We start from the raw sequence: 18423 nt of genomic DNA on the forward strand, positions 1-18423 counted from the left end.
AGCCGATTAGCCGGCAGTACAAAGACTGAGGAAGCAAAAGCATGAGCCAGACCAAAACGCTAACGACCGCCAGCGGCGCTCCAGTTGCTGACAACCAGAATTCTCGTTCTGCTGGCCCTCGCGGCCCGTTGTTGCTCGATGATTTTCATCTGCTCGAAAAGCTTGCTCATTTCAACCGTGAAAACATTCCGGAGCGTCGTGTTCACGCCAAGGGTTCGGGTGCCCACGGTACCTTCACCGTTAACCGTGACATGGCTCAGTACAGCAGTGCGAAGCTGTTCGACACCATTGGCAAGCAGACCCCGACCTTCCTGCGTTTCTCAACCGTAGGTGGCGAGCGCGGCTCGGCAGACACTGCGCGTGATCCGCGTGGTTTTGCGCTCAAGTTCTATACCGAAGAAGGCAACTGGGACATCGTGGGTAACAACACCCCGGTTTTCTTTATTCGGGATCCGTTGAAGTTTCCTGACTTTATCCACACCCAAAAGCGTCTTCCGCAAAGCAACCTGAAAAGCGCACAGATGATGTGGGACTTTTGGTCGCATTCGCCTGAGTCACTGCACCAGGTCACCATCCTGTTCTCTGATCGTGGCATCCCTGATGGCTACCGTCACATGCACGGTTTCGGCAGCCATACCTACAGCCTGATCAACGCGGCTGGCGAGCGTCACTGGGTCAAATGGCACTATAAAACCAAGCAAGGCATCAAGAACCTGCCGCCAGCAGAAGCCGAGCGTCTTGCAGGTACTGATCCGGACTACGCGCAGCGCGACCTTTTTGATGCCATTGAGCGAGGCGACTTCCCGAAATGGCGCGTATGCATGCAAGTCATGACTGAAGCCCAGGCTTCCACCCATTACGAAAACCCGTTCGACGTGACCAAGACCTGGTCGCAAAAAGAGTTCCCGCTGATTGAAATTGGCGAGCTGGAATTGAATCGTAACCCGCTTAACTATTTTGCCGAGGTCGAACAGGCAGCATTCGGTCCAAGCAATATGATTCCGGGTGTTGGTCTATCGCCTGACCGCATGCTGCAAGGCCGTGTGTTCGCTTACGCTGATGCCCATCGTTACCGTGTAGGCACCAACCACCAGCATCTGCCTATCAATGCGCCACGGGTACCTGTGCATAACTACCAGCGTGATGGTTCGATGGCTTTTGGCAACAATGGCGGTGCGGCACCGAACTACGAGCCTAATAGCTACACCGATGCCCCTAAGCAGGCGCCTCAGTACGCTGAGCCGCCTTTGGCGCTCAGTGGTGCAGCGGATCGTTACGATCATCGCGTTGACAGTGATTACTACAGCCACGCCGGTGCGCTGTTCCGCCTGATGACTGATGAGCAGAAAGCTCTGTTGATAGATAACATCGCAGGTGCCATGGCCGGGGTATCGGACGACGTAGTGCAGCGCCAGTTGCAACATTTCTACAATGCCGATCAGGCTTATGGTCACGGTGTCGCCAAAGCACTGGGTGTAAAGGCTAAGTAAGTCTAAGTGAGAAGCAGAACCGCCCTCAATTGGGCGGTTTTTGCGTTTTTTAGGCCTATTATCTCTACAGATACGGGATTTTATTGCGATTGAGCCGTGACCTCCCGGTCAGCTTGGTTCAAACTACAGACTTTCAAGCAGGGAGATGTGCGGCGATGCAAGGGCACCCGGACGTAATCGATTACCTCAACACGTTGCTTACCGGCGAGCTGGCTGCACGTGACCAATACTTTGTCCATTCCCGTATGTACGAGGACTGGGGCTTTACCAAGCTATACGAACGCATCAACCACGAAATGGAAGAAGAGACACAACACGCTGATGCGTTGATGCGTCGGATTCTGATGCTAGAAGGTACTCCGCGTATGCGTGCGGACGACCTGGATGTCGGGACCACGGTGCCTGAGATGTTTGCGGCCGACCTTCGTCTTGAATACAAGGTCCGTGCTGCGCTCTGCAAGGGCATCGCGCTGTGTGAACAGCACAAGGATTACGTGAGCCGCGACATCTTGCGCGTTCAGCTGGCAGACACAGAAGAAGATCATACCTACTGGCTGGAAAAGCAGCTGGGCCTGATCAAGACGGTCGGCTTGCAGAATTACCTGCAATCGCAGTTCTGACTGACCCTGGATCTGTAGGCGCGAGTTTGCTCGCGAGCCGTTAAAAGATCGCGAGCAAAAGTCTGACGCATAAAAAAGCCCCTGCCATCTCACAATGGCAGGGGCTTTTTTTCATGCGTCAGGCTTAATCCCTGTCGCGAATCAGCAACGGTTTCAGATAGAAGCCGGTATGAGACTGCGTCATTTCAGCCACGTCTTCCGGCGTGCCGACTGCAATGATCTGACCACCTTTAGACCCGCCTTCGGGTCCTAGATCCACCAGCCAGTCAGCAGTTTTGATCACGTCAAGGTTGTGCTCGATCACCACCACGGTGTTGCCGTGGTCGCGTAGTCGATGCAGCACATCCAGCAGTTGCTGGATGTCAGCAAAGTGCAAACCTGTTGTCGGCTCATCAAGGATATACAGGGTCTTGCCAGTATCGCGCTTGGACAGCTCGCGAGACAGTTTGACCCGTTGCGCTTCACCGCCTGACAGCGTCGTGGCGGACTGCCCCAGCTTGATGTACGACAGGCCTACATCCATCAGCGTTTGCAGCTTACGCGCCAGTGCAGGCACCGCGTCGAAGAACACACGGGCTTCTTCGATCGTCATTTCCAGCACTTCGTGAATGCTCTTGCCCTTGTATTTGATCTCAAGGGTTTCACGGTTATAACGCTTGCTCTTGCACACATCGCAAGGCACGTAGATGTCGGGCAGAAAGTGCATTTCCACCTTGATCAGGCCATCCCCCTGACACGCCTCGCAGCGTCCGCCCTTCACGTTGAAGGAGAAACGACCCGGGCCGTACCCCCGCGAGCGGGATTCAGGTACGCCGGAAAACAACTCGCGTATTGGTGTGAACAGGCCGGTGTATGTGGCCGGGTTGGAACGAGGCGTACGACCAATAGGGCTCTGGTCGATGTCGACTACCTTGTCCAGGTGCTCAAGACCTTTGATGCTGTCGTGAGCTGCGGCCTCCAGCGTGGTCGCACCATTGAGGGCAGTGGCGCTGAGCGGGTAGAGCGTGTTGTTGATCAGTGTCGACTTGCCTGAACCCGAAACCCCGGTCACGCAGGTCAAAAGTCCCAGAGGGATTTCCAGATCTACATTACGCAAGTTGTTGCCGCGAGCGCCCTTGAGCGTCAGCGTCATCTTCTTGTTGCGAGGCGTACGCTTGGCCGGAACGGGAATTTTCACACGCCCGGACAGGTATTTACCGGTCAATGAATCAGGATGAGCCATTACCTCCGCCGGCGTACCTTGCGCGACGATGTGGCCGCCATGTACCCCGGCGCCCGGGCCGATATCAACGACATAGTCCGCCAGGCGAATCGCATCCTCGTCATGCTCCACCACAATCACGGTGTTGCCGATGTCACGCAGATGTTTAAGGGTGCCGAGCAAACGGTCGTTATCGCGCTGATGCAGGCCGATGGAGGGTTCGTCGAGGATGTACAGCACCCCGACTAGACCTGCGCCGATCTGGCTGGCCAGACGGATACGCTGCGCCTCACCGCCAGACAGGGTGTCGGCGCTGCGATCCAGCGACAGATAATCGAGCCCCACGTTGACCAAAAACTGCAGGCGTTCGCGAATTTCCTTAAGAATTTTGTCTGCGATTTCGCCCCGGCGCCCGGTCAGGCTCAGGGTGCTGAAATACTCGGTCGCATCCCCAATAGGCATATTGGTTACAGCCGGCAGGGTTTTCTCGCCAACCCACACGTGACGGGCTTCGCGACGCAGGCGCGTACCACGGCAATCCGGGCAGGACTGGGTGCTCAAGAACTTGGCCAGCTCTTCGCGCACGGTAGCCGATTCGGTTTCGCGATAGCGGCGCTCCAGGTTCGGCACGATGCCCTCAAACGGGTGCGAGCGCTTGACGATATCGCCGCGATCATTCAGATAGCGGAAATCAACGTTGTGGGTACCGCTGCCATACAAAATGACTTTTTGCTTGTCAGCCGGCAGTTCGCCGAAGGGCACTTCCAGGCTGAAGTCGTAGTGTTTGGCCAGCGCCCCGAGCATCTGGAAGTAATAAACGTTGCGCCGGTCCCAGCCGCGTATGGCGCCTTCGGCCAGTGTCAGCTCGCCATTGACCAGGCGTTTAATGTCGAAAAACTGCTTAACCCCCAGCCCGTCACAGGTCGGGCATGCCCCGGCTGGGTTGTTGAAGGAAAACAGCTTGGGCTCAAGTTCGCTGATCGCATGGCCGCAGATCGGGCAGGCGAAGCGCGCGGAGAAGATCATCTCTTCGCCCGGCTCATCATCCATCGGCGCAACCAGTGCAATACCGTCGGCCAGCTTCAGCGCGGTCTCAAAGGATTCGGCCAGGCGTTGCTGCAGATCGGGGCGAACCTTGAAGCGGTCAACCACCACATCGATAGTGTGCTTCTTCTGCTTGTCGAGCTTGGGCAGCTCATCCAGCTCGCAGAGTCTGCCGTTGACCCGGGCCCGCACGAAACCTTGAGCGCGCAGTTCTTCAAAAACCGAAAGGTGTTCACCCTTGCGCTCGCGGATCACTGGCGCCAGAAGCATCAGCTTGCTGCCTTCAGGCTGCGCCAGTACCAGGTCGACCATTTGGCTGACGGTCTGCGCTTCGAGCGGGATGTCGTGATCGGGGCAGCGGGGGATGCCGACACGGGCATACAGCAAACGCAGGTAGTCGTAAATTTCGGTGATGGTACCGACAGTGGAGCGCGGGTTATGCGACGTCGATTTTTGTTCGATGGATATCGCCGGCGACAGACCTTCGATGGTATCAACGTCAGGCTTTTCCATCATCGACAGGAACTGGCGTGCATAGGCCGACAGCGACTCGACATAGCGGCGCTGGCCTTCTGCGTACAACGTATCAAAGGCCAAGGATGATTTGCCGGAGCCAGACAGTCCGGTGATGACGATCAGTTTGTCCCTTGGCAGGGTCAGGTCGATGTTCTTCAGGTTGTGGGTTCGTGCCCCACGTATCAGGATCTTGTCCACTGCGGCCTCGCTTGGCGGGCATAACGTAAACGAATGAGTATACGGATCTGTACGAAAGCTGTGCAGGCTCTTAATGGCAAGTTGGTATTAAGAGCCTTTATAACTTTTACGTGACAAAGCGTCGCGCCTCGCTCGTGTGTGTGCTGTTACTCGATGGGACTGGTAGAATCGCCGCCGGTTCACATGAGGTTATTCCATGCACGATCCCCACAGCGACCGCATGAGTGGTAGCGAGACCCGGGCAGCAAGCGGTCTGGCACTTGTGTTCGCCTTCCGTATGCTTGGCATGTTTATGGTGTTGCCGGTTTTGGCGACCTATGGGATGGACCTCGCCGGTGCGACGCCTGCCCTGATAGGCCTGGCAATAGGCGCCTACGGCCTGACACAGGCAATTTTTCAGATCCCTTTCGGGGTTATTTCTGACCGCATTGGTCGTCGTCCGGTTATTTACCTGGGTTTGATTGTCTTCGCTCTCGGTAGCGTACTGGCAGCGAACTCGGACTCGATCTGGGGCGTCATTGCCGGTCGGGTCCTGCAGGGCGCTGGCGCAATTTCTGCTGCCGTGATGGCGTTGCTTTCAGACCTCACTCGCGAACAGCACCGCACCAAAGCCATGGCCATGATCGGCATGACCATTGGCTTGTCGTTTGCTGTAGCGATGGTAGTAGGTCCGCTGCTAACCCGTGCTTTTGGTTTGTCAGGCCTGTTCCTGGCCACTGGCGCAATGGCGCTTGTAGGAATAGTCATCGTCATGTTCATGGTGCCGCGCTCAACCGGTACCTTGCAGCATCGCGAGTCGGGTGTGGCCAGGCAGGCATTGCTTCCGACCTTGCGTCACCCCGACCTGCTGCGTCTGGACCTGGGGATTTTCGTTTTGCACGCCATGCTGATGTCCAGTTTCATCGCATTGCCGCTAGCGCTGGTGGAAAAGGCCGGGCTGCCCAAAGAGCAACATTGGTGGGTGTACCTGACCGCCTTGCTGATTTCTTTCTTCGCCATGATTCCGTTCATCATCTACGGCGAAAAGAAACGCAAAATGAAACGAGTTTTGCTCGGCGCCGTCGTGACGTTGATGCTCACTGAGCTATTCTTCTGGAAGTTCGGCGACAGCTTGCGAGCATTGGTGGTGGGGACTGTGGTGTTCTTTACCGCCTTCAACCTGCTGGAAGCTTCATTGCCTTCGTTGATCAGCAAGGTGTCTCCGGCGGGCGGCAAGGGTACGGCGATGGGGGTTTATTCCACCAGCCAGTTCCTCGGTTCAGCACTGGGCGGCATACTCGGCGGCTGGTTATTTCAGCATGGCGGCTTGTCGGTTGTGTTCCTTGGATGCGCAGGTCTGGCTGCACTCTGGCTGGCCTTTGCTGTTACCATGCGCGAACCGCCTTATGTGACAAGCCTGCGCTTGCCGCTATCGCCTGAAGCGCTTCGCGAAGCAGGCCTGGCCGAGCGTTTAAAGGCTATTACAGGCGTTACAGATGCAGTGGTGGTAGCGCAAGAAGCTGCCATTTATATCAAATTGGACACCGAACTATTGGATCGCGCGACACTCGAGCAGTTGGTTAACCCAGCGCCGATGTGCGAAGCCTAGGAGAACGTTATGGCCCGTGGGGTTAACAAAGTTATATTGGTCGGCACGTGCGGCCAGGATCCCGAAGTTCGCTACTTGCCTAACGGTAATGCCGTGACCAACCTGAGTCTGGCAACCAGCGAACAGTGGACAGACAAGCAAACCGGCCAGAAAGTCGAAAAGACTGAATGGCACCGCGTATCGATGTTCGGCAAAGTTGCCGAGATCGCCGGCGAATACCTGCGCAAGGGTTCGCAGGTTTACATCGAAGGCAAGTTGCAAACCCGTGAGTGGGAAAAAGACGGTATCAAGCGTTACACCACCGAAATCGTGGTCGACATGCAAGGCACCATGCAACTGCTGGGTGGGCGTCCACAAGGCGACCAACAAAACCAGGGCGGTGGTAACAACTACCAGCAACAGCAGTCTGCTCCGCGTCAACAGGCTCAACGTCCTGCACCGCAACAGCAACAGCAGCCTCAACAGCAGCAGTCGCGTCCAGCTCCGCAGCAGCAGGCACCCCAGCCAGCACCGGATTTCGACAGCTTTGATGACGATATCCCGTTCTAGAGTACAGCCTTCGGGCTACACGCTCAGAACCCCGAAAGGCCCGTCGCTGATTCAGCAACGGGCTTTTTTTTGGCCCATGCGCCAGATGGCACATCCCGTGACGGTAGCTTTGGTGATACCCGCCCGGTCAAAAAATGGCACCCGCTCAGCTCCTGGTAGTCCAATCCTGTGTCCGTGTATTACTGAAGCGCCCGGCGCTTCATTGACTAAGCTGTACTGTTCCCAAGTACCGATGAGTCAATTAGCGAACGTCATCGGTACTGTCAAAGATGTCCAGGAGGACCCCCGGGTTTGTTCAATTTCAAAACAGCGATTGTACTTCTCATCCTGTTGCTTTCAGGCAATGGCCTGCTCCAGGCGGCACCCACACTGGCCTCGGTCATCAAGGCAGAGGAGTCGGATGGAAAACCACCGGTGCTGGTCAATGGTGGCCTGCTCGGTGCCTTGGGGGCGGGTATGGATGAGGTTCAGAGTCGGCTCGGTCTGAGCATGCAACTGCTCGATACCTGGCGTTTGCGCTCCGAAGAGGCTGTTGATGAAGTCGGTGAATTGGTCGAGCAGTCATCAGCACATCCTTCGTGGAACGGCGTGGGGGACTTCCTCCTGTTGTCAGCCATCTGGTTCGGGGCTTTTTTCGGGTTGATGCTGTCGGGAGGTTTGCTGGCGCGATACCTGAACGAGACCCGTCTGCTCAGAACCCGGCCGCGTATACAAACACTGGTCGGTTATATGGTGCAGTACCTGTTACCCGCAGTGCTGACGCTGCTGCTGACCTTGTATGCCAGTCGTTTTCTGCAAGACACCGTTGGCCGCTCACTGGGGATGAGCCTGACGTATGCGGGCAGTGCCGGGGTGTTCTGTGTAGCGCTGGTGCTGGCACTCAGCTCGATGTTTGAAGTAGGGCACAAGCGGATTGCCGTTCAGATCATTCGCAAGTATTCCCGGCGGCCACTGTTCCTGATCGGCTTTTTTGCCGCGCTCAGCGACGGAATGGACAGCTCGCAAATTGCCCTGCAAATTGGCGAAAACATTGCGAGCTGTCTGTCGGTTTTTACCGGGCTCGTGGCGTGCACCATTTTCGCCTTTCTCTCCATTCGGTTACGCCGGCCTGTGGCGCACCTGATTCGGGATCGTGCGCTGGCGCAGCGTATTGGACAGCCTGCATTGCAGGAGTCGTTGCGTATCTTCTCGGCGCTCTGGTACTGGCCGATTCTGCTAATGCTGGTAGTCACAGCGCTCAACTTGCTGGGGATCGGCGAGGGCAGTGAGCGCGCGTTGCGCGGTGCGCTGCTGACGTCAGCGTTGATCATCGGCACCGTCTTTTTAAGTACGATTTTGCATCACTCATTTCGTACCCGTACCCGGCGTACCAGTATTTATCGAGAACGTTTTTTGAATGTGGTTTACGCATTGCTGCGTATTGCTCTGGCTATCACTGTGATCGAGCTGCTGTCACAAATCTGGGGTTTTTCCCTGCTGGCGTTTGCTTCAGACAGCAATACCGGCAAAGTCATCAGCGATTCGCTGGGGCGCATCCTGTTGATCCTGCTGGTGACATGGCTCGCGTGGGTGGTACTCGATACTGCCATCCAGCAAGCGCTGGAACCTTCTGTTACCAGGCATGGCACCCGCGAGCCGAGCACTCGAATCAAAACCATCCTGCCGCTGATGCGCAATGCAATAAAAGTCGTTCTGGTGGTGGTCTGCACCATCACTACCATGGCCAACCTGGGTGTCAACGTCGCCCCATTCCTTGCCGGCGCCGGCGTCATCGGTCTGGCAATCGGCTTTGGTTCTCAACAGCTGGTACAAGACGTCATTACGGGCCTGTTCATCATTATTGAGGACACGATTTCGGTCGGCGATTGGGTGGTTATCGATTCCAGTCATGCAGGTACCGTTGAAGGCTTGACCATTCGCACCTTGCGCCTGCGAGACTCGCGCGGCTTTGTGCATTCGGTTCCCTTTGGCCAGATCAAGGCGGTGATCAACCATTCCCGGCAGTTTGCGTACGCATTTTTCTCGGTCCAGTTCACCTACGACACGGATACCGATAAAGCCACTGATTTGATCCGTGAAGCCGGTAGCCAGATCAGTGACGACTCTTTGCTCAGTCTCAGTCTGCAAGGCTCACTGACCATTTTCGGGGTCGACAGCATGAATCTGGATGGGGTGACGATTACCGCGCAATTCAGAACCATGTCCGGGGCACAGAGCTCAATCAGTCGTGCCTTCAATGACCGGCTCAAAAAGCTTGTGGATAAGTGTGACGATGTCCACTTTGCGCAACATTATCCACAGGGGTTCCTGATGCCCGTGCGTGAAATCAGTGAACCGGCGCCGGCTGCAGGGCAGCAGTCCTCCAGGTTGTTGCTCACCGACCTACCATCGCAGTCGCAGTGAAGCCATGGACCGCCGGGGTGCAGTTTGTCAGTGACGGCGGGTCCATAAACCCGCAAAATACGGGGGTCTTGATCATGGCCAACCGCTTTCACCGTTGGTTTTCTGGTATACATCACCGTTCTGAATAGACTGAGCCTGCACACTCTATGCGAATGCGCCTTATGTTATTGGGCGGCGGAAATGCTCTTGGGCAGGCGCTGATTCGTCAGGGTGCCGAGGAAGACATTAATTTCCTTGCCCCGCGTCCGCCGCAAGACGGTTGGGACGCTGCGAGCCTGACGCAACTGCTGGATGACACCCGCCCCGATGCGGTCATCAACCTTGCGTACTACTTCGACTGGTTTCAGGCGCAGGTAGTAAGCGAGTCCCGTCTTGCTGGCCAGGAGCGCTCTGTCGAGCGTCTGGCCGAACTGTGCCAGCACCACAACATCATTTTGCTGCAACCTTCCAGCTATCGGGTTTTCGACGGCTCGCGGGCGACGGCCTACAGCGAGAAGGACGAACCTGTCCCGCTCGGGTTGCGCGGTCAGGCACTGTGGCGGATCGAACAGAGTGTGCGGGCTATTTGCCCGCAGCACGTGCTGCTGCGTTTCGGCTGGTTACTTGATGACAGTGCCGAGGGCACCCTCGGGCGGTTCCTGGCCCAGGCCGAAAAGCCGGGGGAGTTGCTGATGGCCGATGATCGACGGGGCAACCCGACTCCGGTAGATGACGCCGCACGGGTGATTATTTCTGTGCTCAAGCAACTGGATTGTGCCGCGCCGCTTTGGGGTACCTATCACTACGCCGGGCATGAAGCGACCACGCCGCTGGCGCTGGGGCAGGCGATCCTGAGCGAAGCGCGCAGCCTGCGCCCGCTGGCGATCGAAGCTCCTACACCGCAGGCACATGCGGCATGCCCGGACGCGGCTGAAGAGCCCCAGCATGCAGTGCTGGCCTGCAAAAAAATTCTTCACACCTTCGGGATCAAGCCTCGCGCCTGGCGTGCGGCACTCCCGACATTACTGGACAGACTTTATCGTCATGGCTGATTCACTCGTATTAGTGACCGGCGGCGCCGGATTTATCGGTTCCAACCTGGTAGATGCCTTGTTGGCCAAAGGCCACTCCGTACGCATTCTCGACGACATGTCCACCGGCAAGCGCAGCAACCTGCCCATGGACAATCCCAAGGTCGAGCTGATCGAAGGTGACGTGGCGGATGCTGCGCTGGTTACCAGGGTCATGGCCGGTTGCAGTGCTGTGGTTCACCTGGCGGCAGTGGCATCGGTACAAGCCTCGGTAGATGACCCGGTACGTACCCACCAAAGCAACTTTGTCGGCACCCTCAACGTGTGCGAAGGCATGCGCGAGGCCGGTATCAAACGGGTTGTTTTTGCCTCCAGTGCCGCGGTCTATGGCAATAACGGTGAAGGCGAGTCGATCGTTGAAGACACCCCCAAGGCACCGTTAACCCCTTATGCGTCCGACAAGCTATCCAGTGAGTACTATCTGGATTTCTACCGCCGCCAGCACGGGTTTGAACCGGCCATTTTCCGCCTGTTCAATGTCTTTGGCCCGCGTCAGGATCCGTCATCGCCGTACTCCGGCGTTATCAGCATCTTCAGCGAGCGTGCGGTAAAGGGCCTGCCAATCACCATTTTTGGCGATGGCGAGCAAACCCGGGACTTCATCTACGTTGGCGACCTGGTACAGATCCTGGTTCAGGCTGTCGAAGCCCGGCAGGTTGAAGAGGGGGCGGTCAATGTTGGCCTGAACAAAGCCACGACTCTCAAGCAAATGCTCGAGGCGTTGAGCGAAGTGGTTGGCCAGCTGCCACCGATCAGCTACGCCCCGGCCCGCTCTGGTGATATCCGCCATTCGCGTGCCGACAACACTCGGCTGTTGCAACGTTTCACGCTGGGTGAAACCACGCCAATGAGTGTCGGTCTGGCGCGTTTGCTCGGGCGCTGAAAAACCGTCGGCCACAAAAAAGGCGCCTTCAAAGGCGCCTTTTTTATGCTGGATGCGGCTTAGAACTTGTAACCCACACCAACCATGTAAACGAACGGGTCCACGTCTACGTTGACCTTGGCGCGGGTGCCAGGTGCAACTGCGTTGTTTTCCACTGTGGCGCGGGTATCGATATCGATATAGCGGGCCTGGGCGTTGATCAGGATGTTATCGGTCAGCATGTAGTCAGCACCGATCTGAAATGCCATGCCCCACGAGTTTTTTGCCTTGAAGTTGTCAAAGCCTGCTGCGCTGGCGCTGCTGCCGACGTGCTCGTCATAGATCCAGGTGTAGTTGATACCGGCACCGACGTAAGGCTGGAACACCGACTTGGAGTCCAGCGGGTAGTAAACAACGCTAAGGGTCGGTGGCAAGTGTTTGAGGCTGCCCAGCTTGCCGTTGGCCGCAGACAAGGCGGTGCCTTTAAGTTTCACGTCATGCTCAAACGGCGTGGCTGCCAGCAGTTCAATACCGACATGGTCAGTGATCATGTACGCAAAGTTCAGACCCAATTGCGTGTCGCTGCTCATGGTCGCCTTGCCACCCAGATTCGCACCAGCCAGCGGGCCTTGATCAACCTTGACGCTGGAACTGTCGGCTTTCGGGTTTACCGTAATAGCACCGGCACGCAGGATAATGTCGCCTTCAGTGTGCGCGTGGGCAAGCGGGGCGACGACGGCGAGCGCAAGGGCGGCAGCGCTGAGCAAAGACTTGTGCATGGGAGCTCCATTGGGATATTTAAAATTTATATAACCAATGGTAAAGAGCGCCTGGCCTCACTCAGTTGACCCAGCTCAATGAACGGTGAGTTTGTGAAAAATTCGTGAATTAACCCCCGATCTCCCTGTCGGAGCGAGCTTGCCTCGCGATCTTTTAAAGACAAAAGATCGCGAGGCAAGCTCGCTCCTACAGATGGGTGGGGGTTACTCCGGCAGTTCGTACACTACGATCTTTTGCGCATCCATCTGGTAACCCGCATCAGCCAGTTCACTGGTGCTGGATTTGACCTGCATCGCCCCTTCGATCCAGTACGGCTGATACAGCTCGTCGACCTGCACCCCGGCCTTGCTGGTTACATGCACGATCTGGTTCGACGGAGGCGGTGGCACGTGGATACAGGCGCCGAAGTAGGGCACCAGTAGAAACTCGGTAGTTCGGCCTTGTTCATTGACCTCAAGCGGCACGATATAGCCCGGCAAGCGAATCAACTGGCCGTCCAGCGTCGTCACCACCGGCGCGTTGGGCAAGTCCTGTCTGGCTGCCGGAGCGGCCTCCATGTCGCCCATTTGTGACAGGTCGTGCAGCGGTGCCATGTCCGGCACTTCAGGCGGCGCGTCGGGCGGAATCATCTCCGACCACGTCAACTCTTTCGGCTCTGCTGCCCACAAAGGAGTGGTGAGCAGCACAAGCAATGCCAGCAGCACGCGTGGCAACACGGACATTTTCATAACCCCGGTTTCATAAACGAATGGACAGACCATCGGCCAGCGATTGTCGGTAGGCGCGCCATGCCGGCACGCAGCCCATCAGCAGGGCAGCGGCAAGGATACCGCCAAGCAACGTCCATTCATATTCACTGGGCCAGGCCAGCGGCAAATACAGCCCGTAGTTGGATTGCACATACCCCTGGGCCACGGCGATGCACAGGTACAGCAACCCGACGCCCGCCACCACGCCGGCCAGTGCCAATGCCAGTGCCTCGAATATCAGCAAGGTTGCGATATGCCATGGCCGGGCACCCACCGAGCGCAGAATCGCCATCTCGCGCCGACGTTCATTGAGACTGGTCAAAATCGCAGTGAGCATGCCGATCAAGCCGGTCAGCACTACAAACAGCGACACCACGAACAATGCTTTTTCAGCGGTGCTCATCAAACTCCAGAGTTCTTGCAGAGCCACCCCGGGCAAAATTGCCATCATCGGTTCACCGCGGAAATCATTGATTTCACGCTGCAAGGCAAAGGTCGAGATTTTGCTGTTCAGACCCAGCATAAAGGCGGTGATGGCCTGCGGGGTGAGGTCCATATTGCGTGCCTGATCGGCACTGATACGCCCGGCACCACGGGCAGGCACGCCGTTATGCCAGTCGATGTGAATCGCTTCCATGCCGCCCAGGCTGATATGCAGCGTACGGTCGACCGGGGTGCCGGTGCGTTTGAGAATGCCGACCACGGTGAACGGTTTGTCATCATGTTTCACCAGGCTGACGGCCGCCACGCCATGAGCCAGTACCAGCTTGTCGCCCAGCTTGTAATGCAGTGCATCGGCGACTTCGGCACCCAGCACCACCTCAAAAGGGTCGGTGGCGAAGGCACGGCCGCTGGCCAGTTGGAGGTTTTGCCGATGACCGTACTGATAGTGCTCGAAATACGCCTCGCTGGTGCCCATCACCCGATAACCGCGATGTGAGTCGCCCAGTGACATGGGAATCGCCCATTTCACTTTCGGATTGTTGGCAAAGTGCTCAAAGCTGTCCCAGCGAATATTGTTGGTGGCATTCCCGATGCGAAACACCGAGTACAACAGCAAATTGACCGAGCCGGAGCGTGCGCCCACGATCAGGTCAGTGCCGCTGATGGTGCTGGCAAAGCTGGCGCGGGCTTCGGTGCGCACCCGCTCGACCGCCAGCAACAGGCACACCGACAGGGCGATGGCGAAGGCGGTCAGGATCGCGGTGAAGCGACGGTTAGCCAGGCTGGCCAGGGCTAGTCGAAACAGATACATCTCAGACCTCAGCCGACGTGGCGGCACGATTGAGTTCGGACAACGACAGATTACGGTTGAACAGGGGGGCCAGACTTTGATCGTGGCTCACAAACAGCAGGCTGGCGCCCGCCTCGCGGCATTCAGCAAACAGCAACTGGATAAATGCTTCGCGCGCGTCGGCATCGAGGGCCGAGGTAGGCTCATCGGCGATCACCAGCTCGGGCTGGCCGATCAGGGCGCGGGCAGCGGCGACCCGTTGCTGCTGGCCAATCGACAGGGAGTCGGCACGTCGCTCCAGCAAAGCCGGGTCTTTGAGGCCCAGGTGCGCGAGCAAGGTTTGCGCGGCGTTATCCACACTGCCGTGGCGTTGCACGGCGCGGCTGGCGCGAAGCCTGGAGAAGTGACAAGGCAGTTCAACGTTCTCGCGTACCGATAAAAACGGCAGCAAATTGAATTGCTGAAAGATATAACCGGTGTGATCGACCCGAAAGCGATCGCGAGCACCCGAGCCGAGATCGCTCAGTTCCTGTCCGAGCAGGCGGATCGTGCCGCTATCGGCTTTTTGCACGCCGCCGAGCAAGCCCAGCAAGGTGGTTTTGCCGCTGCCGCTGGGCCCCTTGAGGAACAGGGTTTCACCCGGCTCCAGGCGGAACGCCGGGATATCCAGCAACACGGGCTGCCCCGGCCAACTGAAACTCAGGTCATTGAGTTCGATAAGTGCTTGGGTCATGGGGAAGAGAAATCGCCTGTATAAGGTGCGGATAACGGACTGCTGTCTGTAGGAGCGAGCTCTTCATCGCGACATGGAAGAGCTCGCGAGCAAGCTCGCTCCTACAGTTTGGGTCCGGTCAGAACTTGACGGTGGGGGCTTGAGGTGTGGCTTCGACACCTTGCTGACCACTGGAGCCGATCAGTTGTACCTTGATTTTATGGGTGCCCGGGAAAGTCTTGAAGAACTTGCTCAGATCCAGCGTCTTCAGCGCCTCGGGTTTGCTGCAGGTGAAGGCATAGTGAGCTTCGATATCGCTGTGATGGTGCTCGCCTTTTGCCACGCCGCCAGCTTCTTCAGGGGCGGCTTCAAACAGCGGGCTCTGCAGGTCTTGAGCTTCAACACTGCAATCGGCAGCTTTGGGCAAGCTGAACAATACCAGCGGGTTGCCCAGTTGGGCTTGAGCGGCCGCGACCTTGGCCTTGTCAGCATCGGTAGTGGCGATGTGTTCAAACCCGACCAGGTTCATTGCCGGGCCATCGAGGTCCAGCTCCAGCGTCTGGCCGTCGAGCGCCACATCCAGGCTACCCACACCATGCTCGTGGGCTCCAAGGCTGGCGTGTTCATGGTCGTGATCATCATCGGCATGCGCCACGGCCAGCGGCAACAAGGCAAACGGCAAAGCAAGAAGCAAACGGCGCATAGCGTGACTCCGGCAAGGGTAGATATATTTTGTTATGTGATCTTATAACAATGGTTGCGAGAGTTTGCCCGTGTGCTTGGCGTTACGCAAGACGCATGGGAGCATGGTTTCATGAAACTTGAGGAGTAGAACGATGGTGCGCATTCGCGGAACAATCGGCGACTGGCCGGTGGACTTGACGGTGGAACTGGATGACAGCGACTGGGCCGCGCTGGGGGCGCAGTTGCAGGTCAGTGACACGCGGGTCAGCCCACCGGCTGCCAGGCCGGTGAATCAGGATGATGCCGTGTGGGAAACCACTAAAGACTTGCTGCGCAAGGCCGGGCAGATCAGCGGGCCTGAGTTGCTCGACCAGTTGCAAGCGCTGACCGGCAGTACCGGCGCGGGCAAACGCTTGCTGGTCCGCCTGCGCCATTGCAATGAAGTGAAGGTGGTGAGCGGTACGGATTCACCGATTTACAGCTGGATCGAATAGCGAAGATGACGCAAAACCCGTAGGAGCGAGCTTGCTCGCGAGCCTTTAACCTCTCGCTCCTACAGCGCCATCTCTAGTACAGCGCAGCAAACAATTTGCGCCGGTAGGTTGTCACCAGCGGATGATCGTTGCCCAGCAGGTCGAAGACTTGCAGCAAGGTCTTGTGGGTGATGCCTTCGTTGTAGCTGCGGTTACGGGTGAACAGCTTCAGCAGCCCGTCCAGAGCCCCTTCATATTGCTGGCGCGCCAATTGTTGAATCGCCAGCTGGTAAGCCGCTTCGTCGTCTTGCGGGTTTTGCGCCACGCGGGTTTTCAAATCCGCCACATCCGGCAAATCCGCGGCCTGACGCAGGAACGTCAATTGCGCCTTGGCCCCGGCCAGTTCGGCTTTGTGCTCGTCACTTTTAACGGCGTCCAGCACAGCTTGTGCTTCGGTGAGTTCACCGCGTTCGGCGAGGCAGCGGCCATACAGAATCAGTGCGCCGGCATGTGTGTTGTCTTCGGTCAGGATGCTTTTGAGCAGGGCTTCGGCATCAGCAAAACGACTTTCGGCAAACAGCGCCCGGGCTTGCACCATCGGGTCTTCGGCCGCAGGCTCGGGCATCACCACATGAGGCGCGAGCATCGCGCGGATGGCTGATTCGGGTTGCGCTTCCTGGAAGCCATCCACCACTTTGCCGTCTTTAAACAGCACCACTGTGGGCAGGGTCTGAATGCCGATACGGCCCACGATGTCCTGTTCGACTTCGCAATTGACCTTGGCCAGCAGCAACTCGCCCTGATAGTCCTCGGCAATTTGCTCCAGGATCGGCAGCATCACCTTGCACGGGGCACACCATTCGGCCCAGAAATCCACCAGAACGGGCTGCTCGAACGAGGCCTGGACAACCAGTCTGTCGAAGTCGGCAGAGGTCACGTCGAAACTGTAAGAAGGCGTAGGCTGATTCATTATGTGTCTCGAAACAGGTAAATGAGGGCAACTATAAAGGCTGTACGGGCAGGCTGAAAGGCGCAGGCCCACGTTGTGCGTGATACAGGCTTACATGACGAAACTCGTGGGGCTCGGCCAGATCCGGCAGGGTCAATGCCTTGAGACTGTCCAGCTGGCGGTACAGCGGATGCTTGAAGTCGCGCACCCGGGAATCGGCAACCAGTGTCTGTTGGCCACGGGTTAAAAACTGATCGAGCAGGGGCAGGTTTTCACGGTCGTAAAGCACGTCCGCCACCAGGATCAGATCGAAGCGGTCAGCCTCGACGAAAAAGTCGGTTGAGTAATGCAACTGCACATCGTTGAGTTCGGCATTCGCCCTGCAGGCAGCCAGCGCCAGCGGGTCAAGATCGCACGCCAGCACTTCGAGGGCACCGGCCCTGGCCGCCGCGATCGCCGCCACCCCGGAACCCGCGCCAAAATCCAGCACGCGCTTGCCTTGCACCCAGTGTGGCTGCTCGGCCAGATAACGTGCCAGAGCCAGGCCGCTGGCCCAGCAAAACGCCCAGTACGGTGGCTCGTAAAGGATGCGCCGGGTCTCGTCGGCCGTGAACGAACGGTCCATGTTTTGCGGATCAATCAGCCAGAGCTTGAGTGCAGTGCCAGGCAAGTCCGTAACGACCAGGCGAGCGTCGCCCAACAATTCACTCAATGACTGTTGAAGATCCAGCGGCCTGTTCATGGCGCCTGGACAAAGGCCAGCGTACCCATGGCCTGAGTCGCGGGCTGGCTGATTATTTTTGAGGGCAGATGCAGGATCAGCTGCCCGGACTGGCTGGCGCGCCCGCGCAGTTCAACCCGCGCGCCGACGGGAAATGCTTCGGGGTTAAAACGCAGCTTGAACGGCAGCGGCTGGCTATTGCCGATGATCTTGCTGCTGGCCATCAGGCCTTGGGGGCGACCGCGCTCGTCAATGATCAGCATCGCCAGCTCAACCTCGGCCCCTGCAGGTACGCCGGTCAATACACCGCTGAGCTCACGCTGGTAGGCCGGCAGTGGCCCGAGGTCTTTCGGAGCATCAGTTTTAGGCTGCGCCAATACCTGAGTCTGCACCGGTTTTGGCGGTTCACTGCTACAGGCGACCAGGCAACCGGCCAGGCACAGTAAAGCAAGCGTTCGTAGCGACATGGAAGGCTCCAGCGGCAGGTCTGTCGATGTATCAGATGGTGTGAAACATAGTAGGCGGACTGTATACCGTAAAGCCTATGGCTTGTCTTGCCAGTGGGATGCGCTACCATGGC

Annotated in this window: 17 protein-coding genes; 8 read left to right on the top strand and 9 right to left on the bottom strand. The window is 57.6% G+C overall.

Going from position 1 to position 18423, the window contains the following annotated elements:
* Window positions 1–41: 41 nt before the first annotated feature.
* Window positions 42–1490 carry a catalase gene (locus AOC04_RS22815; RefSeq protein WP_060696757.1) on the top strand — a complete coding sequence of 483 codons (1449 nt, stop codon included), beginning with the start codon at window positions 42–44 and terminating at the stop codon, window positions 1488–1490.
* Between the two features lie 155 nt (window positions 1491–1645).
* Entirely contained in the window at window positions 1646–2110 is a 465-nt protein-coding gene (gene bfr, locus AOC04_RS22820; protein ID WP_060696758.1) for a bacterioferritin, read from the top strand.
* 124 nt (window positions 2111–2234) lie between these two features.
* Here bfr and uvrA read toward each other — a convergent pair whose 3' ends face one another.
* The gene (gene uvrA / locus AOC04_RS22825; protein ID WP_060696759.1) at window positions 2235–5069 is read right to left on the bottom strand and encodes an excinuclease ABC subunit UvrA; all 2835 of its coding nucleotides are present in this window, start codon (window positions 5067–5069) and stop codon (window positions 2235–2237) included.
* A 196-nt stretch (window positions 5070–5265) separates the two neighbouring features.
* On the opposite strand from uvrA, the gene AOC04_RS22830 reads away from it, so the two are divergent.
* The 5 genes from AOC04_RS22830 to AOC04_RS22850 all read left to right on the top strand — a co-directional run bounded on the left by AOC04_RS22830 (window position 5266) and on the right by AOC04_RS22850 (window position 11562).
* The gene (locus AOC04_RS22830) at window positions 5266–6657 is read left to right on the top strand and encodes an MFS transporter (protein ID WP_060696760.1); all 1392 of its coding nucleotides are present in this window, start codon (window positions 5266–5268) and stop codon (window positions 6655–6657) included.
* A 9-nt stretch (window positions 6658–6666) separates the two neighbouring features.
* Window positions 6667–7206, top strand: a complete 540-nt coding sequence (locus tag AOC04_RS22835) for a single-stranded DNA-binding protein (RefSeq protein WP_060696761.1) — start codon at window positions 6667–6669, stop codon at window positions 7204–7206.
* Between the two features lie 291 nt (window positions 7207–7497).
* Window positions 7498–9609: a mechanosensitive ion channel family protein gene (locus tag AOC04_RS22840; RefSeq protein WP_060696762.1), complete on the top strand. Its 2112-nt coding sequence runs from the start codon at window positions 7498–7500 to the stop codon at window positions 9607–9609.
* 146 nt (window positions 9610–9755) lie between these two features.
* On the top strand, window positions 9756–10640 hold the full coding sequence (locus AOC04_RS22845) for a sugar nucleotide-binding protein (protein WP_060696763.1): 885 nt from the start codon (window positions 9756–9758) through the stop codon (window positions 10638–10640).
* Complete coding sequence (locus tag AOC04_RS22850; RefSeq protein ID WP_060696764.1) at window positions 10633–11562, top strand: NAD-dependent epimerase/dehydratase family protein; 930 nt, start codon at window positions 10633–10635, stop codon at window positions 11560–11562. The genes AOC04_RS22845 and AOC04_RS22850 overlap by 8 nt, the downstream gene beginning before the upstream one ends.
* 59 nt (window positions 11563–11621) lie before the next feature.
* Here AOC04_RS22850 and AOC04_RS22855 read toward each other — a convergent pair whose 3' ends face one another.
* The 5 genes from AOC04_RS22855 to AOC04_RS22875 form a co-directional block, all read right to left on the bottom strand.
* Complete coding sequence (locus AOC04_RS22855; protein ID WP_060696765.1) at window positions 11622–12320, bottom strand: OmpW/AlkL family protein; 699 nt, start codon at window positions 12318–12320, stop codon at window positions 11622–11624.
* Window positions 12321–12524: 204 nt separating this feature from the next.
* On the bottom strand, window positions 12525–13049 hold the full coding sequence (locus AOC04_RS22860) for a DUF3299 domain-containing protein (RefSeq protein ID WP_073510661.1): 525 nt from the start codon (window positions 13047–13049) through the stop codon (window positions 12525–12527).
* A gap of 10 nt (window positions 13050–13059) precedes the next feature.
* A complete protein-coding gene (locus tag AOC04_RS22865; RefSeq protein ID WP_060696766.1) occupies window positions 13060–14325 on the bottom strand; it encodes an ABC transporter permease in 1266 nt (421 codons plus the stop codon).
* 1 nt (window position 14326) lies between these two features.
* Window positions 14327–15037 carry an ABC transporter ATP-binding protein gene (locus tag AOC04_RS22870; protein ID WP_060696767.1) on the bottom strand — a complete coding sequence of 237 codons (711 nt, stop codon included), beginning with the start codon at window positions 15035–15037 and terminating at the stop codon, window positions 14327–14329.
* Between the two features lie 118 nt (window positions 15038–15155).
* The gene (locus AOC04_RS22875) at window positions 15156–15719 is read right to left on the bottom strand and encodes a DUF2796 domain-containing protein (protein WP_060696768.1); all 564 of its coding nucleotides are present in this window, start codon (window positions 15717–15719) and stop codon (window positions 15156–15158) included.
* Window positions 15720–15852: 133 nt separating this feature from the next.
* Here AOC04_RS22875 and AOC04_RS22880 point away from each other — a divergent pair, with 133 nt between their 5' ends.
* Complete coding sequence (locus tag AOC04_RS22880; protein WP_060696769.1) at window positions 15853–16194, top strand: hypothetical protein; 342 nt, start codon at window positions 15853–15855, stop codon at window positions 16192–16194.
* Window positions 16195–16267: 73 nt separating this feature from the next.
* Here AOC04_RS22880 and AOC04_RS22885 read toward each other — a convergent pair whose 3' ends face one another.
* From AOC04_RS22885 to AOC04_RS22895, 3 genes are read right to left on the bottom strand one after another with little or no spacing between them, the layout of a single operon-like run.
* Window positions 16268–17143: a thioredoxin family protein gene (locus AOC04_RS22885; protein WP_060696770.1), complete on the bottom strand. Its 876-nt coding sequence runs from the start codon at window positions 17141–17143 to the stop codon at window positions 16268–16270.
* A gap of 31 nt (window positions 17144–17174) precedes the next feature.
* Window positions 17175–17864 (bottom strand): class I SAM-dependent methyltransferase, encoded by a 690-nt coding sequence (locus AOC04_RS22890; protein ID WP_060696771.1) that lies wholly within the window; start codon window positions 17862–17864, stop codon window positions 17175–17177.
* Window positions 17861–18310 carry a YbaY family lipoprotein gene (locus AOC04_RS22895; protein ID WP_060696772.1) on the bottom strand — a complete coding sequence of 150 codons (450 nt, stop codon included), beginning with the start codon at window positions 18308–18310 and terminating at the stop codon, window positions 17861–17863. Before AOC04_RS22895 ends, AOC04_RS22890 begins: the two co-directional genes overlap by 4 nt.
* Between the last annotated feature and the right edge of the window lie 113 nt (window positions 18311–18423).

The organism is Pseudomonas versuta, from assembly GCF_001294575.1.
Taxonomy (GTDB): domain Bacteria; phylum Pseudomonadota; class Gammaproteobacteria; order Pseudomonadales; family Pseudomonadaceae; genus Aquipseudomonas; species Aquipseudomonas versuta.

What these genes read in the sequence shown, in the direction of transcription:
- AOC04_RS22815 (WP_060696757.1), top strand. Translation starts at nt 42, where the DNA reads ATGAGCCAGACCAAAACGCTAACGACCGCCAGCGGCGCTCCAGTTGCT.
- bfr (WP_060696758.1), top strand. Translation starts at nt 1,646, where the DNA reads ATGCAAGGGCACCCGGACGTAATCGATTACCTCAACACGTTGCTTACC.
- AOC04_RS22830 (WP_060696760.1), top strand. Translation starts at nt 5,266, where the DNA reads ATGCACGATCCCCACAGCGACCGCATGAGTGGTAGCGAGACCCGGGCA.
- AOC04_RS22835 (WP_060696761.1), top strand. Translation starts at nt 6,667, where the DNA reads ATGGCCCGTGGGGTTAACAAAGTTATATTGGTCGGCACGTGCGGCCAG.
- AOC04_RS22845 (WP_060696763.1), top strand. Translation starts at nt 9,756, where the DNA reads ATGCGAATGCGCCTTATGTTATTGGGCGGCGGAAATGCTCTTGGGCAG.
- AOC04_RS22850 (WP_060696764.1), top strand. Translation starts at nt 10,633, where the DNA reads ATGGCTGATTCACTCGTATTAGTGACCGGCGGCGCCGGATTTATCGGT.
- AOC04_RS22855 (WP_060696765.1), bottom strand. Translation starts at nt 12,320, where the DNA reads ATGCACAAGTCTTTGCTCAGCGCTGCCGCCCTTGCGCTCGCCGTCGTC.
- AOC04_RS22860 (WP_073510661.1), bottom strand. Translation starts at nt 13,049, where the DNA reads ATGAAAATGTCCGTGTTGCCACGCGTGCTGCTGGCATTGCTTGTGCTG.
- AOC04_RS22865 (WP_060696766.1), bottom strand. Translation starts at nt 14,325, where the DNA reads ATGTATCTGTTTCGACTAGCCCTGGCCAGCCTGGCTAACCGTCGCTTC.
- AOC04_RS22870 (WP_060696767.1), bottom strand. Translation starts at nt 15,037, where the DNA reads ATGACCCAAGCACTTATCGAACTCAATGACCTGAGTTTCAGTTGGCCG.
- AOC04_RS22875 (WP_060696768.1), bottom strand. Translation starts at nt 15,719, where the DNA reads ATGCGCCGTTTGCTTCTTGCTTTGCCGTTTGCCTTGTTGCCGCTGGCC.
- AOC04_RS22880 (WP_060696769.1), top strand. Translation starts at nt 15,853, where the DNA reads ATGGTGCGCATTCGCGGAACAATCGGCGACTGGCCGGTGGACTTGACG.
- AOC04_RS22885 (WP_060696770.1), bottom strand. Translation starts at nt 17,143, where the DNA reads ATGAATCAGCCTACGCCTTCTTACAGTTTCGACGTGACCTCTGCCGAC.
- AOC04_RS22890 (WP_060696771.1), bottom strand. Translation starts at nt 17,864, where the DNA reads ATGAACAGGCCGCTGGATCTTCAACAGTCATTGAGTGAATTGTTGGGC.
- AOC04_RS22895 (WP_060696772.1), bottom strand. Translation starts at nt 18,310, where the DNA reads ATGTCGCTACGAACGCTTGCTTTACTGTGCCTGGCCGGTTGCCTGGTC.